Annotated in this window: 16 protein-coding genes; 7 read left to right on the top strand and 9 right to left on the bottom strand. The window is 37.7% G+C overall.

The genetic code is table 11. The features are described from left to right. Position 1: 1 nt before the first annotated feature. From I215_RS06315 to I215_RS06300, 4 genes are all read right to left on the bottom strand, one after another. Positions 2 to 1,387: a TolC family protein gene (locus I215_RS06315; RefSeq protein ID WP_008991132.1), complete on the bottom strand. Its 1,386-nt coding sequence runs from the start codon at positions 1,385 to 1,387 to the stop codon at positions 2 to 4. A 115-nt stretch (positions 1,388 to 1,502) separates the two neighbouring features. Further along, a complete protein-coding gene (locus tag I215_RS06310; RefSeq protein ID WP_040459926.1) occupies positions 1,503 to 1,922 on the bottom strand; it encodes a hypothetical protein in 420 nt (139 codons plus the stop codon). A 174-nt stretch (positions 1,923 to 2,096) separates the two neighbouring features. Beyond that, positions 2,097 to 2,645: a cysteine hydrolase family protein gene (locus tag I215_RS06305; RefSeq protein ID WP_040459947.1), complete on the bottom strand. Its 549-nt coding sequence runs from the start codon at positions 2,643 to 2,645 to the stop codon at positions 2,097 to 2,099. Positions 2,646 to 2,771: 126 nt separating this feature from the next. After that, positions 2,772 to 3,659 carry a helix-turn-helix domain-containing protein gene (locus I215_RS06300; protein ID WP_008991130.1) on the bottom strand — a complete coding sequence of 296 codons (888 nt, stop codon included), beginning with the start codon at positions 3,657 to 3,659 and terminating at the stop codon, positions 2,772 to 2,774. 190 nt (positions 3,660 to 3,849) lie between these two features. Here I215_RS06300 and I215_RS06295 point away from each other — a divergent pair, with 190 nt between their 5' ends. Both I215_RS06295 and I215_RS06290 read left to right on the top strand, forming a co-directional pair. Further along, complete coding sequence (locus I215_RS06295; RefSeq protein WP_008991129.1) at positions 3,850 to 4,155, top strand: murein L,D-transpeptidase catalytic domain-containing protein; 306 nt, start codon at positions 3,850 to 3,852, stop codon at positions 4,153 to 4,155. A 45-nt stretch (positions 4,156 to 4,200) separates the two neighbouring features. Beyond that, positions 4,201 to 4,449, top strand: coding sequence for a hypothetical protein (locus I215_RS06290; RefSeq protein WP_156800213.1), 249 nt, complete (start codon positions 4,201 to 4,203; stop codon positions 4,447 to 4,449). A gap of 138 nt (positions 4,450 to 4,587) precedes the next feature. On the opposite strand, the gene I215_RS06285 is transcribed toward I215_RS06290, so the two are convergent. Next, positions 4,588 to 8,292, bottom strand: a complete 3,705-nt coding sequence (locus tag I215_RS06285) for a metallophosphoesterase (RefSeq protein ID WP_008991127.1) — start codon at positions 8,290 to 8,292, stop codon at positions 4,588 to 4,590. A gap of 72 nt (positions 8,293 to 8,364) precedes the next feature. Between I215_RS06285 and I215_RS06280 the strand changes: the two genes are divergently transcribed. After that, a complete protein-coding gene (locus tag I215_RS06280; protein WP_040459946.1) occupies positions 8,365 to 9,498 on the top strand; it encodes a Pycsar system effector family protein in 1,134 nt (377 codons plus the stop codon). Here the strand turns inward: I215_RS06280 and I215_RS06275 are convergent. After that, positions 9,495 to 11,846 carry a hypothetical protein gene (locus tag I215_RS06275; protein ID WP_008991125.1) on the bottom strand — a complete coding sequence of 784 codons (2,352 nt, stop codon included), beginning with the start codon at positions 11,844 to 11,846 and terminating at the stop codon, positions 9,495 to 9,497. The two genes, I215_RS06280 and I215_RS06275, sit on opposite strands and share 4 nt — an antisense overlap. Before the next feature lie 232 nt (positions 11,847 to 12,078). Next, positions 12,079 to 12,975, bottom strand: coding sequence for a LysR family transcriptional regulator (locus tag I215_RS06270; RefSeq protein WP_008991124.1), 897 nt, complete (start codon positions 12,973 to 12,975; stop codon positions 12,079 to 12,081). Positions 12,976 to 13,083: 108 nt separating this feature from the next. Here I215_RS06270 and I215_RS06265 point away from each other — a divergent pair, with 108 nt between their 5' ends. After that, complete coding sequence (locus tag I215_RS06265; protein ID WP_008991123.1) at positions 13,084 to 13,704, top strand: LysE family translocator; 621 nt, start codon at positions 13,084 to 13,086, stop codon at positions 13,702 to 13,704. A 47-nt stretch (positions 13,705 to 13,751) separates the two neighbouring features. Here I215_RS06265 and I215_RS06260 read toward each other — a convergent pair whose 3' ends face one another. Beyond that, positions 13,752 to 14,717 (bottom strand): glycoside hydrolase family 97 catalytic domain-containing protein, encoded by a 966-nt coding sequence (locus I215_RS06260; RefSeq protein WP_008991122.1) that lies wholly within the window; start codon positions 14,715 to 14,717, stop codon positions 13,752 to 13,754. A gap of 454 nt (positions 14,718 to 15,171) precedes the next feature. Here I215_RS06260 and I215_RS06255 point away from each other — a divergent pair, with 454 nt between their 5' ends. After that, entirely contained in the window at positions 15,172 to 16,557 is a 1,386-nt protein-coding gene (locus I215_RS06255; protein ID WP_008991121.1) for an FAD-binding oxidoreductase, read from the top strand. Between the two features lie 117 nt (positions 16,558 to 16,674). On the opposite strand, the gene mgrA is transcribed toward I215_RS06255, so the two are convergent. Next, positions 16,675 to 17,682 carry an L-glyceraldehyde 3-phosphate reductase gene (gene mgrA / locus I215_RS06250; RefSeq protein ID WP_008991120.1) on the bottom strand — a complete coding sequence of 336 codons (1,008 nt, stop codon included), beginning with the start codon at positions 17,680 to 17,682 and terminating at the stop codon, positions 16,675 to 16,677. A 372-nt stretch (positions 17,683 to 18,054) separates the two neighbouring features. Here mgrA and I215_RS06245 point away from each other — a divergent pair, with 372 nt between their 5' ends. Both I215_RS06245 and I215_RS06240 read left to right on the top strand, forming a co-directional pair. Then, the gene (locus I215_RS06245; RefSeq protein WP_008991119.1) at positions 18,055 to 19,257 is read left to right on the top strand and encodes an LETM1-related biofilm-associated protein; all 1,203 of its coding nucleotides are present in this window, start codon (positions 18,055 to 18,057) and stop codon (positions 19,255 to 19,257) included. Between the two features lie 274 nt (positions 19,258 to 19,531). Further along, on the top strand, positions 19,532 to 19,772 hold a 241-nt coding region (locus tag I215_RS06240), incomplete at its 3' end, for a hypothetical protein (RefSeq protein ID WP_008991118.1).

Here is a 19,772-nt window from a genome sequence, read left to right as displayed (position 1 = left end):
GTTAAAGGTTATTAAATAAGTACTCGAAATCAGCGGTAAGCTCGGCTTGGTAAGTAAGTAATACCCAATAGTCTCTAGAGACTTCTATATGCGCATTTTCTGCTTGTTCAAGCATACTGCGAATCTGTAGCAACTCGCTCAGGGTGATTAACCCACTTTTGTATCTTGCGAGGTACATTCGGTACGCGTCTTCTGATTGCTTAACAGCTAGCAAGGCTTTTTGAAGTTGTTGGTACTGTTGTATAATTTTTGCCTGGGAAGCCGATAAATCTGCCTGCATTCCTTGTTGGTATTGCGAATGAAGTAGTTCCGCACTTTCTGCTTCTTTAAGTAACTGTTCTCCTTTTATTCGATTGGTTACCAAGTTTGTTAAGTTCCAAGTAATGCCAATACCGGCTAGAAAATTATTGGTTGAATTCTTAAACCCTTCTTCCCACGCTCCACTTACTGTACCATTGGGGTTGATACCAGTTGCTCTAAAAGCATAACCGCCTAAAAGACTTATCGATGGCAATGAGGCTCTTTTTTCTGCCTTACCACTTAACTTAAAATACTCAGATTGCATTTCCAAAGCAGTCAAGATTGGGTGAGCAGTATTTATGATACGCTTCTGGTTTAATCCATTTTCCACAGGATTACTGAATTGTTTGGCGGATGCGGCATATACAATGGTATCCTCGTTGTATAGCTCCAACAACTTGATAATAGAAGCGTTTTTAAGTCCCTCCCATTTATCGTGTTCGCCCAAAGCTTGAATATGCGAGGAGGAGGCTAGAAGACTGTCTGCTGCAGGCCTTAATCCCGATGCCGACAATCTAGAAGTAATTTTCAGAATTTCATTCAAGCGTTGAACGTTCTTCTCGGATAATTTTAACTTGGCATCGTTGTACAATAGAAAAATATAGCGCTGGGATAACGTCTTTTTAAGCTTGAGCAAGTAAGCATCCTTTTCACTTACTGATTTATGATACAAAGTAGTTGCAGCCTTCTTGTGATTGCGGTTCTTCCCGAAAGAAAACAACTCCCATTCAACAACGGCTGAACCAAAACTATTGGCAGTAGTAGAACTGCCTTGCAGTGGTATAGCCGAACCACTGACATTGAATAAACCCGGCTGGGGAAAAAAAGCTCCTGCACTTCCTTCAAAGGTTCCGTATGTGTTCTGTGCCTGTGCACTTAACTGAGGAAGTGTGCCGCTCTTAATTACTCTCTCATTGAGCTTAGCTGCCTCCACAGTAGAGATTTCGGCTCCTATTCCAGGATAATTTCGTTCCACTTTAGACCATATTTTGCCTAAAGTATACTCCTTATGTTGCTGCGCATTTATTGGATACACTGCAACAATGGTTAACCACAATAATGAGGTCACCTTAATATGTTTAATCATATTACGTTACATATTTTGGAAAGATCACATGGATCGACCGTAGATTGTTTTTAAAATGGATATAACAGAAATTTAGCCTAGCTGACCAGGGGGTCGATAGGCGAAAGAAAATTTTTTAGCAGGAGTAATGGATAATCAGTTTCTGGTATTCCAAGAAGATGGGAATAGAACTTTGGATTTTTCTACTGCCGTTATAAAGTGGATGTATACTTTCACTTTCTAGTGAAGGAAAGTCAAACAAAAATAAAAATGCAGTTTTAAAGCTAATTAGTGGTAGTAAATCGTCCGAATGAGAAGAGATGTTTTGAACGACTTGTGAATCTGAAATGTCAAAAGACGGACATTTTTCAACTGAATTTGTAAATAAATTACGACTGTTTTGTGGTACTCCCTGCTCTGTGTTCGCAGAAATACCTGTCAATTCTTTAATACTGGATTTGATGGCACAGGACGAAAGCAATACAAAAAGTATTGCTGTCAACACAAGAAAGTATTGCTTGAAATTCGTTGAAATATTTAGAATTGTCCTTTTCATCAATTATCAAAATTAGTTTTTATTGATTAAGGGAGCAAGTGACAACCTGTAATTTAAGTTATTTTAACATATCTCTGCTACCTATGTGATATTTCATCCCTGGAAGAAAAAATTGAATTTCTCTTTTAGTTTTAAGTAACAAAAACCGTATTAACAGTTTTTGTTACTCAATTATTATGCACTAATATAGCCTTCGGCTGTAGTTATCCTGGCATAGAAGAATGTTAATGCTGCTAAAAATGCGGTGTGTACATCAGCGGCTTTGACCAGCTTACCATCCAACTCCTGATCCTTAGAGGCACAGGCATCGCTAATCACCGTACAATCAAATCCAAAATCCTTGGCAGCTCTTGTTGTTGCATCCACACACATATGTGACATCATCCCGGTGATGACTACTTCTGATACGTCGTTTTCTTTCAAGTATTCCATTAAATCAGTATCCCTGAAGCTATTTGGATAATTCTTTTTAACTACTTTCTCTCCTTCTAGCGGTTTTACATTGTTGTGGATTTCAACACCTGGTGTTCCCGGGTGGAAAAACGGAATATTACCCTCAACAGCAAAATGCTGAATGTGTGCTATTGGTAAATTGTTCTCTCTAAAGTGATTAATCATCTTTTGTGCTTTTAAACTTGCTTCGTTTGCACCCACAAGTTCCCATGCGCCATTTTCAAAGTAGTCATTCTGAATGTCAATTACTATTAATGCTTTTTTACTCATTTTCATCTATTTTTATTCGTTAACATTGTATTATACAAAGTTCTCTTGTTTTAGAATGGATAAACCTACCAAAGCAGGAGTTAAAACTACCATTATGATAAATAAAATTGATTACCAAGGGAGGTTTCAGGAATGCAAATTGTATCCGTTATCGGTAAGAAATTCACTGGTAGTCATTCCTGTTTGATTTTTGAAAAAACGCATCAGATGGTTCGGTTCTGAAAAATTGAGCTGATAAGCAATTTCGCTTACAGTCAGCTTTGAGTGGATCAGATAGTTCTTTATCTCCAGCAACAACCGTTGTTTTAATAGATGTGTAGCCGTTACGTTAAATTGTTCTTTGACGGCGGTATTTAAAGAAACCCTGCTAATACCAAGCATCTCGGCATAATCAGCGATACGTTGTTTTTTCTTTATATTAATTTCGATCAATTGCTTGAATTTGAAAGCGTAGTGATTATTCTCCTTTTCCAAGTCTAAATCATTTCTAAGGGCATACTCCCTATTAAGTTTTTGGAGGATGTAATAAAGTAGGGACCGTATAATGTGGACACTGCCGGCTTTTGTATATACAAGTTCATCCTTTATTTCGGTAAGTAATGCACAGTATTTTTCAATAAAAGGTCTGTCAACGTTCATCTGCACAGGAAAATGAAGTTGGTAAAAATAAAGAAGTTTGTAAGTAAAAAGCTTATCGGCGAAAAACTCATTAAGAAAATCTTCCTGAAACAGGAGAATTGTAAAATCCTGTTCACTTTCCTTATCAAAATGCCACTGTCTTTTTTGATATGGAGATATAAAGACCACACTGTTATCCTTCAAATCAATCTGCTGATGGTTTAATATAAGCCGACCACTACCCTTTTTAAAAAACACTACTTCAAAGAAATCTGTATTGAACGGGATATCCTTAAGATAGGTTCCATGTGTGTTCTCTAGATGAACAACATTCAAAAGAAAATCAACACCACAATCTGTTTTGTGAAATCTATATGTTTCGACCTCGTTCTCCATCACGTCTTTAATTTAAAAAATCAGTTATGCATTGCCTTATCCTTTCTCAAACCAGATATCGCAATTTACAAACTTTAGCAAACAAGCTTATCACATTATGGATGTTTGTTTATCAAAGAAAATTATATGAATAATAATTGATTCAAAATGTAACACAATTGGTTCGCCATATTAAAATGATAGCTGATTTTTGTTAATATTCTACGTACTAGAAAAAGATATCAATGATAAAGCTCAAAGACGTGGAATCATGATGCATACCGCCAGTTACGTCAAAGAAAACTCCGGAGTAGTAGGGAGAAGCCATGGCTGTCCTGCCATTGATCCTTTCGAGAATGAAACTATCAACAATAAACTTAAAAACATATTATTTGAGGAAATTAAAAATGGTAGTCTGCTATTTGCCTATACAACTAAAGCAAATGCGACTGATGATAATGGTAAGAATTATTACGATTCTTCAAGTTTATTAAAATGCCTGGAAAGGCAATTTTAATAAATAATTAAAATGAAAAAATCACGTTTTCTATAGGTACTTTATATGGCGAGTTTGATGGTGTTGATTTCATGTAATAATAAAAAGGAAAAAGATACTAGTAGTGATGTTACTGAAGAGGTCGACACTGATCAAAAAACGGACGAATCTCCACAAAGTGAAGGTATTAACAAGGAGTATAAAGATCTAAAAATCACTGATGTAAAGCTCATTAAGTTAAATAATCCCGGAAATTCATGGATTGCCCATACTTTGAAGGTAACCAAAGGAAATTACGAGCTTAACTATCAATAAGTAAAGGTAATACCCAACTAAATACCACGCAACACGACGCTGTCAAATTCCTATCATAGATTAAAAAACAAACGATGCTCATATGAGTTTTGATTCCAATTTAAGCTGGAATGTTAGACATATGTAATTAAGTAAGGCTTAAAAACTCGCCCTAAACCCAAGGGTAAATCTATTTCCTTCTTTAGAGTTAAAGTAGGATAGGTCTAAGTTTACCAGTTCACTGGCCACTAAAAACACACCCCCTCCAACGGAGTTATGCCATTGTTTGGAATCTTCACCGTCAACCCATACTCTACCGAGATCCACTCCGCCGTAAACACCTAAATTTACGGGAAGAATCGGTGTTTTAAAAGAGTTGAAGGTGTGTCGAATATCACCGTTAAACACCAAGCTTTTGTTTCCGGTAAATCGGTTGATGCGATAGCCTCTAAGACCACTATTCCCTCCTAGGTAAGGAGCCTGGTAAAACTCAAAATCATCTCCAAAATTAAGTTGGCTCTGTACATTGGTCTTTAGCACCCATCTATGATTCTGGCTCAAAGGATTATAAAAAGTGATTTGTGGATCTAAGTAAGCAAAGGATGTGCTGCTACCCGATAAGTTAAGGGTATAACCAAGAGTAGTTTTAAAATACATTCCACGACTGGGATTTACCGGAACATCGTAGCTTTCATACTCAAAACCTACCTCTGCTGTGGCAAAATAGCGCCAATCGAAAAAGGAAGCATCAGAATTATATGTGGTAATATACCTATTCTGCGTATCCTCTACCTGAGCTCCTTCAAAAATTGCTTTGACAGAGAGCACACCCCCATATTCAGACCTTTTTACCAGTCCGAGATACCCCCTTAGGTTACTCCAATTCGAGCGATAATAATCCTTCCCAAAATCATCTTCTAAATTCATGGTTTGATTTCCGAAGCCAAAGAAGTTCCTGGCATAAGTCGGACTGTTATATTTTAAACCATACGCTAAATTCAGCTTATGGAAAATCCCGGAACTTTCCCCATCATATTTCAATTCAATACCGGAAGTGGCAAAATGGAAATTAACTCCTATACTATGTTTTGAACTAAATGGATTTCTCTCGAATCCATAATTGGTAATAGCATAATTCACCCCTGCGATAAAGCCGGCATCTGCATTATAACCTAAACTCGGCAACAGTGTATAGGTACTGTAATTACTCTTTCCAAAGGTGAAAATATTAGTATCGTATTTATCGCTAAAGCGTTTGGTTCCCCCATTATTGACCTCAACAATATTATCTTTAGATTTAAAATCGTAAAAGCGTACTTTTTTACCGTTTCGTATTTTATAGGTGTCCCTGTTTTGCCCGCCTATTAATCGTACCAGCATCGGTTGTTTCCCTTGTCCTTTAACCTCAAAAACATCCTTGTCATCCAGCCCGTATATCCACAGTTCTTTGGTGACATCCTTATGATAGGTTTTATCTACAATCAGATCAGCCTTTTCTCCTTTTTTTATCCTGTGAATTACAACCCTGGTTTCTTTTGGACCGGATCGTATCACTTCTATATAATCATCCTTATCAGTTGCGTGTAATATCGCAACCTTGTCCACCAATTTATAATAATCCTTAGCTGTAGTTACTAATCCATCGTGTCGCTGCATTAACAAAGGCTTTACTTTTTTCATTGTTTCTTCTCGTACCTCGGCAGGAACAGTCATAAAAGCCTGGTCGATAACCTGTTCAGTCAGGTGATCTTGAATAAACTTAGCTTCCCTCACCCAATCCTCTTGATCGCTATTTCGGATTAAGGCCCTATCCATAGGCAATGGTTCAGTATTAATCCAACGCAGATGATCAATTTCCGGCCCATAAGGTTGCAACATTTTTGCAGGAGCCATTAAGGCCCGAACTACAGCTAAAAAGCTACCGTCGAAATCTGCAAAGGCCTGATCCCTATCTCTTGGAATTGATCGGTATACCGTTTGTTCTTCTCCCTTAAATTCTGCCCAACGCCACTGATCTCCATGACGATCCCAATCTCCTATAAGCATATCAAACAATCGCGCTCTGATATAAGCGTTTTCATCCAGAACATTCTCTTCATCCTTTCGAAGTTTTTTGAACAGGTCATCGGTGCTTTCAATATCTTCAGCATACCCGAAACTCGCAACATTCTGATGCTCCTTTGCAGGGCGCTCTTCAATCAAATACAATTCATCTCCGTACTCTGAATTATATTTCCCCAGACGCTGTTGTTTAGGAATGTAAAATAGCTCAGGGTTGGTATGATAAATCTCTATGGCCTTGGAAAGTTCTGATACAGGGTATGCCGCATAAGGATAAGATGCCGTATAGTAGTCCATCAGTAAGGATTCCGGCAAGGTCTCTGAAAGATCGTCGATAGAAAGCTTGTGATCCTTCAATACCACTTTTTGTAGAAATTGAACAGCACTTTTTTTAACAGCTCTCATATTGTACTCCCTACCTTGAGGATCTTCAAGCCGCAAGGTCCTGGTCTGATGCCCTCCACCTTTACGCACCGGAGTCAGTCCCCCATAGAGCGTGTCCAAAAGCGCTACTCTAGCCTTAATCGGTGTCCCGTAAAGTTTCCGGTAATGCTCTCCCCAAAACTTTTGATATCCTTTAGATTTGATAGTCTCGTCAGTTGGATAAATAGACGACATCACATGCTGTGGGTACTCCTTTGGAAATTCATCGACATATTGATCTTCTTGAGCAGGGTATATTTCTTTTTGAAATTCTAAATAAGGCTGCCCGTTTCTTGAAGTATAAAAACGTGCCCATACCGAGCCGTCTTTAAAAACATCCAATGTGGCGTAACCTTGTTTTCCGGATACAAAAAGTGCATCTCCGGTGAGTTTAGTCGGGGATTCTTTTGAACCAGAACCCGAGATCAGTTGTTTGTAGTTGTCATTTTCTATGTACTGCATGGAATGATCATGCCCGGAGGTAAAAATTACATTCGCCGGAGCCACCATGGCAATAGCTTCTAAACGATCCCTAAGGGCTTTGTAGCGTTGGTTTTGAATGTCTTGGACCGACACACCTCCTGTTTTTCTAACCTGTGTGATCAGACTACCAATCACTGGAAGCGGTACTTTGTTTTGAAAAGGAAAAAGATGTTTATCTGCTGAGAAATACCCTCCATGGGTACCATAGGTATTTAAGGGATGATGTATCGCTACAATAACAGTCTTACCCTCATTCTTTTTAAGCATCCCCTCGAATTCTTCATAAAATTTCTTTCGAGTTTTTATTTCACAATCGTCATTAACGGTAGGATGTTTGTCCCAATCTTCCAAAAACCACTCTGAATCGATTATAATCAAATGAACACTTTCGGAAATATCAACATCTTCCAATCCACATGCATCGCTCGGTAAAAACACTTTTTTTTGCTGTATCACGGATTCAATAAATTCTTCTTGTTGCTCCAGCCCTGGAATGCCACCACTATACCAATCATGGTTTCCGGGAATGAACAGCACCTGAGCCTTGGCATCCTTAACCGCATTGAGCTGAGTGTTAAGCTGAAATTCCGCATCCGCTCTTCCCGGCTCCCCTACTTCCGGCAGGCCATTGGGGTAAATATTATCGCCCAAGAAAAGAACAACATCATTTTTGGTGCTTTTGGATACTGCGTTTTGAAAAATTGTCAGGGCGTCAGACGGCTTTCCATTTTTGGATAAACCGGCGTCACCTATTAAAAAAAATCTATGATCCAACTGTTTATCCAGTGGATAGTTAGATGAATTTGAACCTACCTTAACTTTAGAAGTATAAGTAGCACATGAACCTACTACTATTCCAAGTAAAATTAACTGCCACAGGAACCAAGATTTTTTCATCAACTTTGTATTTAGAATATGTTTAATTTTGTAATATTATATGAAATTTCCACTTACGCATTACCACAAGTTATGATTATAGATAAAGTATCAGAATACGCCAAAAATTTACTAACTACTAAATTAGACAAAAACTATCTATATCATAACCTCATTCACACAGAAAGAGTAGTCAACGCGGCAAAAACAATTTGTGAAGCCTTAGAAGTAAGTCCTTCTGAGCAAGAAATAATTATCATCGCGGCCTGGTTACACGATTTAGGGTATACCAAAGGTAATGAGGTTCATGAAGAAACGAGTTGTCAAATCACTAAAAATTTCTTGACGCAACAAAACTATGATGTCGAAAAAATTGACGCTGTCATACAGGTCATCATGGCCACTAAAATGGATCATAAGCCTACCAACCTTATGGAAGAAATCATTAAGGACGCCGATAGTTATCACTTTTCCGATGAGAATTTCTCCAAAATATCAGAATTACTACAACAAGAACTTCAGTTACTGGGAATTGCTGAATACACCACGGAACAATGGAGGGAAAAAAACATCGAAGTACTAAACAACAAGCATCAGTACTATACTAGTTTTGCGCGCGAAAATTGGGGACTCGGGAAGTTGAACAATATTAATGAACTGATTCGAAAAACCCAAAAAGCTAAAAACAAACAGGAAAATCCGGATAGAGGTGTTCAAACCTTATTTAGAGTTTCATTACGAAATCATATTCAACTCAGTGCCATTGCAGACACTAAAGCCAATATTCTTTTATCTATCAATGCCATTATCATCTCATTAGCACTTTCAAATCTTATTCCTAAATTAGACAGCCCATCCAATCAACACCTCATAATACCCACCTTAGTATTGGTCGTCTTTAGTGTTGTCTCGGTAATATTTGCAGTACTCTCCACAAAGCCAAACCTATCCTCCGGCAAGTTTACCAGAGAGGATTTAGATAACAGAAATGTTAACCTCCTCTTTTTTGGAAATTTTCACAAAATGAAATATGAAGAATATGAAGACGCAGTTATGGAGATGATCCAAGAACGAGATTATATTTACGAATCCATGACAAAGGATCTTCATTCCTTAGGAACAGTCCTGGCAAAAAAGTATAGACTCCTTAGAATAACCTATTATGTGTTTCTATTTGGGCTGATCATTTCAGTGCTAACCTTCGGGTTGTCATTCGGACTGATCTAAGCCATAGACTTCACAAGGTCATCATAGGTCAATTTACTCTTTTCATTAGCCTCATTGGAATAAAGGATTTCCACTGAAATGGCCTTTAATCCACTGACACCCTGCAGTTCTTCTAACTCATGAATCTCAATCTTGTCATTCAACATCCCCTTGGCTTGCAGAAGGCGAATATACCGTAGGTATTCAAGCTCTTCTTTCTCCTGGGAGTAAATGATTGCAATTTTTCCTGGTTGCGTAATACGTCTATTGGTTCCTTTAATCAAAGATTTATCAATACGTTTTTTAATAACCTCATAGCGGGCATTATACGTACCATCCACATCAAAGTGTTTCTCATCCATTCGGAACTTTATTGATAAAGGAGAACTGTGCACTAGAACCATAGAGGTGACTTCAAAATCCACTTCTAATTCCGGCTTAAGCTCATAAAATGCATTTTCCATGGCACAAATTGTTTCCAATTGCCACAGTTTCAAATTCTGAAGGTACAAGTCGCTATAACCGGCTCCAGGAGTAATGGATTCACCTATATACATGGTATGCTCCACGCCATCAGTTTTATAGCGCTCAAAATAATGAGGAAACATCAATTGCGCGTCTTTTTGGTGCTGGTCTATTACACGCGTCAAGCGCTTGTTTACAGCGGTTACCGCATCGTCATAATTTTGTCTGTGGTCGTAGACCATTTGTAAATTCGTGTCCAAATGATCCCTATAACCGCTTACTAAAACATCTAACGAAGGATCCATCAATGCTATTTGATCCAAGGAAGGATGTATTTCTTCATTGATAAAATCAATGATTCGTTGTTCAGTACCTGTCTTAAATGATTTCTTCACCTCTTCCAAAAAGTTGAATACTCTAAATTGGTATTCTTCATAGATCGGTATGCGGTGAATACTCATTAAGGTACTGAATATCTCTCCTAAAAGTTCAAGCTGCTTTGCCAAATCTCTCTGGGTAGCTTTATTTCTTGAAGTGGAAGAATTTTGTATATCTACCTGTCCGTAAAGAGGCTGCACTTCTTTAAAGGTAATATCCTTAAAGGCCATGTTGTTGCCAATTGCACGCTCGTCAATAAAGCGTTTTACTTCCTTGACAAATTTCCACTTCACGCTCTCATGTATCGAAGTATATTCATTTTGAATAATAGCTTCTATTTCATTTTCTAATTCATTATTTGAGCGTACCACCGCAGCGGTGATATAGGGTAAAATATCGTCTAATTTTTTAGCGTTGATACTGTTGAGTTCATAGCTCTTTTTGGAAACTAATTCCAAAACACCAACCAATTTTTCTCCAGTATTTATTGGTATTAAGATCGCACTTTTAAGTCCTTGATCGTTAAGAACTTTATAAGGCATATCCCCACACTGCATTGCTGTTTTCTTCTCAACATCCGAAATGGCAAGGTACCTTTTATCCTTAAGCAGCACCTCCCTGCTTTGCTGACAAAGGAGCGTTTTACAATCCATCTCTTTAAGATCACATAACAGGAAACTAGGCAGACCGGAGGTCAAGCGTTCAAAAGTGAAGTTCCGATTATCATAGATTGAGAAACCTACTTCCAGATCACGAATATTAAAAAAGGATCTAAATATATTTTGTAACCTCTGAATCAGGTGCAAATCTCCACTACTGCGTTCCAGTAGGGTCGTTTTTAGGTTGGAGATCGAATGATCCAGAGTAGTATCAAAGAGACTTGAAATGACAAAACCTTTTGCAATCCAGCTATTGGGCGGGAATTTTTCCTTCCACAATTCCAAATTATCAAATCCATCCAGCAATTCCTCTATATCTTCTTGGGTTAAATCCTTTGCTTTATCTGTGGGTATAAAGTCCATAAAATCCGCATTGTACATAATACGGTAATGTCTCATTATTCCATATTTATCAGGAATATCAAAGTACAATGTCCGTTTAAAATTGATATCAATTTTATAGTACATCGTAAGTATTATGGCACATTGGAGTACGTACATTTGACCATCAGGAAGATCCCTCATATGCAAAAAGAAATCCTTACCTGCGTCCTCTATAATCTTATCGAATCGTTGTGTGGTCTGGAAGTTAGCATATTCAAAAGGAATCCCGGCGATTTTAATTTCATTTTCCGAAAGTATCGAAGAGAAAGAATCCTGAAGCATAGCGTCAATAATCTCTTGAAACTCACCTACCCTGCTTCTATCCACTATACCATTGCGTAGCTCACTATGGCTACCGGCTAACTCCAAAATTTCTTTGGCTTTTTTTGCCTGAAGCTTATTTTTGCTTTGTGCTAAGGACTCATACTTATCCAACAGCTTATGAAAGCTAATTAAAACCTCGAATGGAGCCTCTTTTGTCATGCTTTTTTTTAATTTTTACTTTAGTCTAGAATATACAAAAAACTTACAACAAAGATCCGAAAAATTTAACAAACGTCCGCGGTGAAACCATAGAAACTCGACTAATTTACTAGAATACTACATTACTTCCGCTCAAGCATTCACCAAACAGCCCCATGGGTGAATTTAAATACCCAAATGAAGGATCTTAATCACAAGGAAAATCACTTAGAACTAGTTGGATCATTTGATTTTAACGTTTGGATTTTAAGGCATACTTTGCACCAAGCTCCTTTGCATAAACAACGAGTTGTTCGAGAATTCTGTTAGGATCGTTTTTTCTCCAGTGTACATATAAGTCTACGGTTTCTTCCAATGGAATAAATCGAAGATTCTCATTTTCTGCCTTTGAAAATGACATAGGTAGAATGGAAACTCCGAGATTTTGTGAAACAAGATTTAAGATAATTCCCCCAAAGTCGGTTTCAATTTGTATCTCAGGTTCTATTGCCGCACTACTAAACATTTGACGTAGTAGCGAAGCAAAATAGGTGTTGTGATGTAAACCGGAAGTAATAAACTTTTCATCTTTAAGATCCCTTAGATTCTCAAAGGTGTCTTGAGTTAACCAATGCTGTTTTGGCACAACCAAACACACCAGTTCAGTGTACAGCTTTTCACAAAGCAATGAAGGATGCAAAGTAGAGTCTCTACTAAAGGATATATCTATTTTGTAATCCAGCAGCAAACGCTCCTGATCCTTATCTACCGGTTCCATTAATTCGATTTTCACCTCAGGAAGATCTCTGGAAAACAATTCTAATACCTCTGGTAGAAAATTATGAATTATGGATCCCGGATATGAAATACTAACTGCCCCGGTGGTTCCCAAATCTATTTTTTTAGCTTGTTGAACTGTTCTGTCAAACTCATCAATCAGCACCGTCCATTTCTCTTGTAAATACCGCCCGGCATCTGTTAGTTTCACATTTCTTTTGTCCCTCTCAAATAACTTACAACCCAACTCCTCTTCCAATGATAAAATTTGTCGACTTAATGTCGATTGCGATAAGTACATCTTTTCAGAGGTTTTCCAAAAGTGTAATTCTTGAGCAAGAGCTAAAAAATATCTAAGTTGTTGAATTGTCATAATTAATTCACTTTATGCATTAGTTAAGCAAAAATAAGTATTTTTCTTTTGTAGCTCTTCTACTTTATTTGCACTGTGATTCTGTCATTCATTTAAAAAAAGAAAAACATGGGGATCGAAAACTTTTATACCTTTATTATCAGTACACTATTTTTTATTATTACTCCCGGGATGGACACCGTATTTGTTTTAAACAAATCAATCGGAGAAGGAAGAAAATCCGGAATATACGCTACTTTAGGTGTGAATTCAGGAATTATCATCCATACGCTACTTGGTGCCTTAGGATTATCTGTTCTCATTTCCAAGGTTCCTTCGGCCCTTATTGCCATAAAATATTGTGGCGCGACTTACTTGGTTTATGTAGGCACAATGGCTCTTATAAATAGAAAGTCAAAAGTCAATATTGATTCATCCTCCCATCGAAACGGTAGGAAAACGAACAGCTATTGGTCCGGACTTGTTACCAATACTTTAAATCCGAAAGTTGCATTACTCTTTTTAGCCTTTTTCCCCCAATTCATTGTTCCGGAGCAGATAAATAACCCAATACCATTTATGACATTGGGCTTAAGTTATGCCATTATGGGAACCATATGGTATATAACGCTCTCTCTTTTGGCCAGTGGATTTTCTCAAAGATTAAAAACAAACCCCAAAACGATGTTTCACCTCAATACCATCAGCGGAATTGTTTTCATCTTAATGGGTTTACTGGTGGCATATTAATGATTTATTTCCCTTGTAACACCATATGAGAATATCTATAGGACTTATTAGCGCTTTATCATGTCACAGTTGGGTTGTACTGCTTTAAATGAAACGGCTGTTCCTCCTCCTGGCGCCAGTTGCAATGTTAAGGTGTCTTTAGCCGTGATTCTTTTGTAGACAATGTCAATGGCATATGGATTGGTTTTATAATCTGCATTTACTCCATCGGTATAAATGATAGTTTCATAACGCTTATCTTCATCCAGAAAATCACAAGGAATCTCAACGGTTCGTCCATCTTTATTGGTTATGGCGCCCAGATACCAATTTTCACTGTTGCGACCCTTTCTTACCATACTCACGTAATTTCCAATTTTAGCATCTAAGACCTTAGTGAATGACCAATTTACCGGAACATCTTTTATAAAATCAAAAGCGGGTTTATTCTTATAATTTTCGGGTAAATCGGAAGCCATTTGTAATGGGCTAAAAATAATTACATATAATGCTAATTGTTTGGCTAGAGTTGTGTTCACCAATGCTCCATTGGGAGTTTGATAATCAAAATTTCCTGGAGTAAAATCAAAGGGTCCGGCAAGCATTCTGGTAAAAGGAAGTATAGTGGCGTGCTCCGGTGGGGTTCCACCATCGATAGACCAGGAATTATACTCTTGGCCTCTCCCCCCTTCCTGAGTCATTAAATTGGGGTAGGTTCGCTGAAGACCAGTTCCTTTTACGGGTTCGTGATTATTAATCATGATTTGATACCTCGCTGCGGTCTCCACCAGCTTTCTGTAGTGTCTTACTCCATATTGGCTATCGTGCCACTGGCTGGTGTCCAGGTATTTATTCACATAGCCTGTTTTGACCGTATTTATTCCATTTTTGTGATAAAGCTGAAAAGCCGAATCCATTTGACTTTCGTAATGTTTCGCAGCTCCTGCAGTTCTATGGTGCCCGATTAGACGTACATTTTTTAGTGCTGCATATTTAGCAATTCGTTCCAAATCAAAATCTGCATATTCGTTCAATCAGAAATCATAATATAGATAATTTTACCTTCTTCTTCAAAATGAACATAAATCAAAGGAACTGAAACTTCCACAGGACAGACGCCAGCACCACATAAAATGGTTAGATTTTGAGTGCCTTAAATTTATTTAGGACAGGATTGACCTCTTATAGTTAATTTCTCGCACTTCATCCTAATTCGACATTGCAACTTTGGATATTTAGTAATTTAAGGGTTGTTTCGATTATAATTATTGCGAATATGCAGCTGACTTTTTTGTTACTATCTATTATGCACAAGAAGACACTGTAATGGCCTTATGAAGAACACTAACATTGACTTTTTTGCGCGTTTATCGGATAAACTTTCCTTGCATTTTATACTGCAAAGCAAGTTAGAGTTTGAAGAATCAATAACCCACCTTGTCCCCACTCTAGAATTCAACCTACTCAACCAACCAACAAAAAATAAAAATGAAAACTAAACATTTGGATTCTAAAGCTTTAGAAGCATTTGAAAATCAATTAAAAGGAGAACTAGTCACTCCTGACAGTGATCGTTACGATATGTTCAGAAGAGTGTATAATGGAATGATTGACAAAAAACCTGCCTTGATCGTTAGGTGTCAGAACATTGCCGATGTCTTATATAGCCTGGAATTTGGTAAAATACACAACATCCCAATTGCAATTCGAGCAGGAGGGCATAATGCAGCAGGCCTAGGCGTTGCTGACCAAAGCATTGTGATAGACCTTAGTCTGATGAACGGCATCCAAGTGGATTTAAAATTTAATACTGTACGAGTAGAGGCGGGCTGTTTATTGGGTGATATTGACCATGCTCTAGATCCCTTTGGTAAGGCTTTTCCAACAGGGATTTTTTCGACAACTGGAATATCCGGCCTTACGTTGGGCGGTGGTTTTGGTCATCTCTCGAGAGCCTATGGGCTGACTATAGATAGTTTATTAGAAGCTGACATCGTTTTAGCTGATGGTAGACTAATTACGGTGGATGAACATAACTTTCCAGATCTATTTTGGGCAATACAAGGCGGTGGCGGCAATTTTGGAATTGTTACCTCGTATTTATTTGAGCTCCATCCTGCCGGAAAAATACAGGGAGGCCCAATGCTATGGCATATGGAAGAGGCCAAGCATATAATGCCTTTTTATAGAGACTTTATATTAAAGGCGCCCAAAGAAATTTACTGCTATTTCGCGTTTCTCACAATACCTCCGGTTGCTATCTTCCCTGAAAATTTACACCTTAAAAAAATGTGTGGTCTGGTTTGGTGTAATCTCGGGAGTACCATTAAGTCTAACGCAGCGTTGGAACGATTCAGAAGCTTTAAAACTCCTGCGCTTGACTATGTAGAAATCATGCCATACGTGCAATTACAATCACTTTTCGACGCCCTCTATCCTTCCGGATTACAATGGTATTGGAAAGCCGCATTTTTAAAGGACCTCAGCCAGGAGGCAATAAGTCAAAACATCATACATGCAAATCGACTTCCAACACCCCATTCTACAGTACACTTTTACCCCGTAAATGGTGCGTGCCATGATAAAAAAAACAGTGATAGTGCTTGGGGGAATCGCGATGCCAATTGGTCACAAGTTATCGTTGGTGTTGATCCTGACCCCACAAACAACCCTAAAATAACGCATTGGGCAAGATCTTATTGGGAGGCCATACACCCCTATTCTCTGGGAGGAGGGTATATAAACTTTATGATGGATGAAGGCCAAGATCAAATAAAGGCCAGTTATCGTGACAATTATACTAGGCTTCAGAAAATAAAACAGAAATATGACCCTAAAAATCTATTTCGAATCAATCAAAACATTAAGCCATAATGAGGCTTATAAGTTTTTCTATTACCATCAAATGCGGTATTTAGAGTACCGCATTTGATGGTTTTATGCTTTTAATTAAAGCTTGTATAGCACTGAATTCTTGCTATTAGTCAACAATTAATTGAGTTTTACATCAGCAACAATAGTTTCAATTTCTTTTAATTCCTTGGCGGTGAACTTCAAATTGTCCAAAGCCTCAATATTATCCTTTAATTGAGATACCTTACTTACGCCAATAAGTACAGAGGTTACTCTTTGATCTTTTAAAAGCCACGCTATGGCCATTTGTGCCAGACTCTGACCCCTTTTCTCCGCTATAGCATTTAACGCTCCAATCTTAGCGATAAGTTCAGGAGTTATCCTGTCAGCCTTTAGGTAGCTGCCTTCTGTGGCTGCTCTTGAATCTTTTGGAATACCATCCAAATACCTGGAGGTGAGAATACCTTGTTCTAAAGGCGAGAACACAATACTTCCGATACCTACTTGATCCAAGGTATCAAGAAGCTTATCTTCAACCCATCTATCAAGCATATTATACCTTGGTTGGTGAATTAAAAATGGTGTTCCTTGAGCTTTTAAGATAGCTGCCGCTTTTTTAGTATCTGCAGCATTGTATTGTGAAATACCTACATATAACGCTTTTCCGGATCGCACAATCTGATCAAGTGCTCCCATAGTCTCTTCTAATGGGGTATCTGGATCAGGACGATGGTGGTAAAAGATGTCTACATAGTTCAGTTTCATTCGTTTTAAGGATTGATCCAAACTTGAGATTAGGTATTTCCTGGATCCGAAATTCCCATAAGGCCCGGGCCACATATCCCAACCTGCTTTGGTAGATATGATAAGCTCATCTCTATAGGATTTAAAATCTCTTTTGAAAATTTTACCAAAATTCTTTTCAGCACTTCCGTAAGGAGGTCCGTAATTGTTTGCCAAATCAAAATGCGTAATCCCATGATCGAAGGCAGAACGCAAAATTTGCGCTGCATTTTTGAAGTCATCGTTATTTCCGAAATTGTGCCATAACCCAAGTGATAAAAGCGGTAAGTTTATTCCACTTTTGCCACATCGACGGTATTGCATTTTTTCATATCGGTTTTCTTCTGCAAAGTATTTTTTCATGTCTTTTTAGTTAGTATCTACAGACCAAATTACGCTATTTGGATGTTATTATAAAGCAACGCTTAAAAAATCTATTAATTTTTAATACCCAATCCATAACGGCCTAAAGGTTTAAAAAAGAGTAAGGGATTATTGTTCCTCAAATTTCACCTTTGAGATGCAACACAAAAAACCAAAGGTTGTTGCATTTACTAATTGGACTTAAGGAATCCAAAAGCACAGTAGTTAAAAATTGTTAACTCCACACTGTGCAATAAACAAATAGTACATAACACACATTTTAGGAACATTTTGTTCGCCTTAATTTTACCTGCTTCCAAAAGGATATTAAAAGAACTATCGTATTTTAGCACCCTAAAGTTTTAAGAAGCTATGAACCCTTCAGCCCAAGGTTGGATTGACAAATTCGCATACGTTGTAAAGGATAAGGATTTCCCTTATCCCTCTGAACAAGTACTTTATCGTGAATTACGAAGTTTTGGGTTCATCTACGGTGCGAACATAAATGTCGCAGCTGTTCTGGACATTGATAATGAACTTACAGAGGATGAAATGGCTAAAGTCAACTTATTGACTGCTCTTTATTCTACCTATCAATTCCACAGCACAAAGGATCAACCTATAAATTTTGATTTATTTTTAGAAGAGGTTCTTGATTTTTATTCCAAGCTAGAGATTGAGAAGGCTTCATTTTTGGCCAGTTTATTTACCGACAACAAACCAAGCGCAAAGCTTGAGAAAATCATCCATCAAAGGGTTCATGTGATGGAGAACCTCTTGACCAAAAACTTCAGTAAATTACTGACCAATTCATTACTCTTTGTAGATGTTCTAATGTTTGTCTATTACCTAGAAGGGGGATCAGACATTCAATTACAGGCGAAAAAACTAGAACGGATCTTAATGAGCCTGGCCTTTTACGCCATAGATGCCAAACAGGTTAAAACAGAAAACGACAATCAGCTTCTAAAACTTTTTAGCGCTTCCTTGCTCTACCACGACATGGAAGACCATCCTATTGTGAACACCTATAAGGATGATTTAAAAGGAAGCTACTCTTCCTCAGAGCGACAATATTTCATCGATATCGTTTCACTAGCTGCTTGGGAAGATCATGAAATAGAATATACTGAATCAGATTTCATTAAAGAGATTGCACTGGTTCTTGAGCTTGACCAAGACGTTGTAAAAGACGCCATTAATCACGTGGCCGTGTTTTTTGAAAAACACAAAGACAGTGTTAGCCTTTTTAAAACCGCCAATCCTATCTTACAATTCTTTGAAAACTCCCATCAATTAGTCAGACGATTGATAAAAAGAAACAGTAAACGGCTGTTGAGAGAACTTAGTGAGAGTAAAGAATTAATTTACCTATTGAGCAAATCAACTACAACAGAACTCACCGACCAGGAACGGCGAAAAATAAAGGAGCAATTACTTGATATCTTTAAGTCGATTCCATCCTTAGCGATTTTCGCACTACCAGGTGGAGCGATATTACTTCCTATCTTTATTAAATTAATACCTACCCTACTTCCCTCCGCCTTTGATGATAATAGGGTGAAAAAATCATAAGCCTTAAGGTGGTTATTTAAACAACTTCTCCATTTATTATAGCAAAATAGAATAGTCGGGTATGCCACATACCTGAATTCTCACAAAAATGGGTAACAATTACACATCTTCTTACACACTTTACACAATTTTCACTCTTACAAAATCGATGGCACTCATAATTAAAACGTTGTTAATCAACAACTTAATCCAAACTATATGCAGTGGCATAAAAATAGCAATTACTTAAGCGAAACAAATTGAGAACATAAGTTTAATATAAATTTTAAGAATCATGAAAAAAGTAATTTTAGTAGCAGCCCTAGCACTAGGTGGATTGACAGCATTTGCAGCTGCACCAGTGACAGTAAACAACGATCTTGTAATCACTATGCAAGATGAATATCAAGAAATCGCTGTAGAGGAAGTTCCAGCAGCTATTCAAGAAGCTCTAGCAGCTGATTATCCAGAAGCAGCTATCTCGAAAGCATATAAAAACGCTGAGGGTACCTATAAATTAGACGTTCAAATTGGTG

Origin of the sequence: Galbibacter marinus, assembly GCF_000300875.1 — a bacterium.
In the GTDB taxonomy this organism is placed as follows: Bacteria; Bacteroidota; Bacteroidia; order Flavobacteriales; family Flavobacteriaceae; genus Galbibacter; species Galbibacter marinus.
The sequence above is the reverse complement of the archived record's forward strand: the minus strand, read 5'-3'. Positions and strand labels throughout refer to the sequence as shown.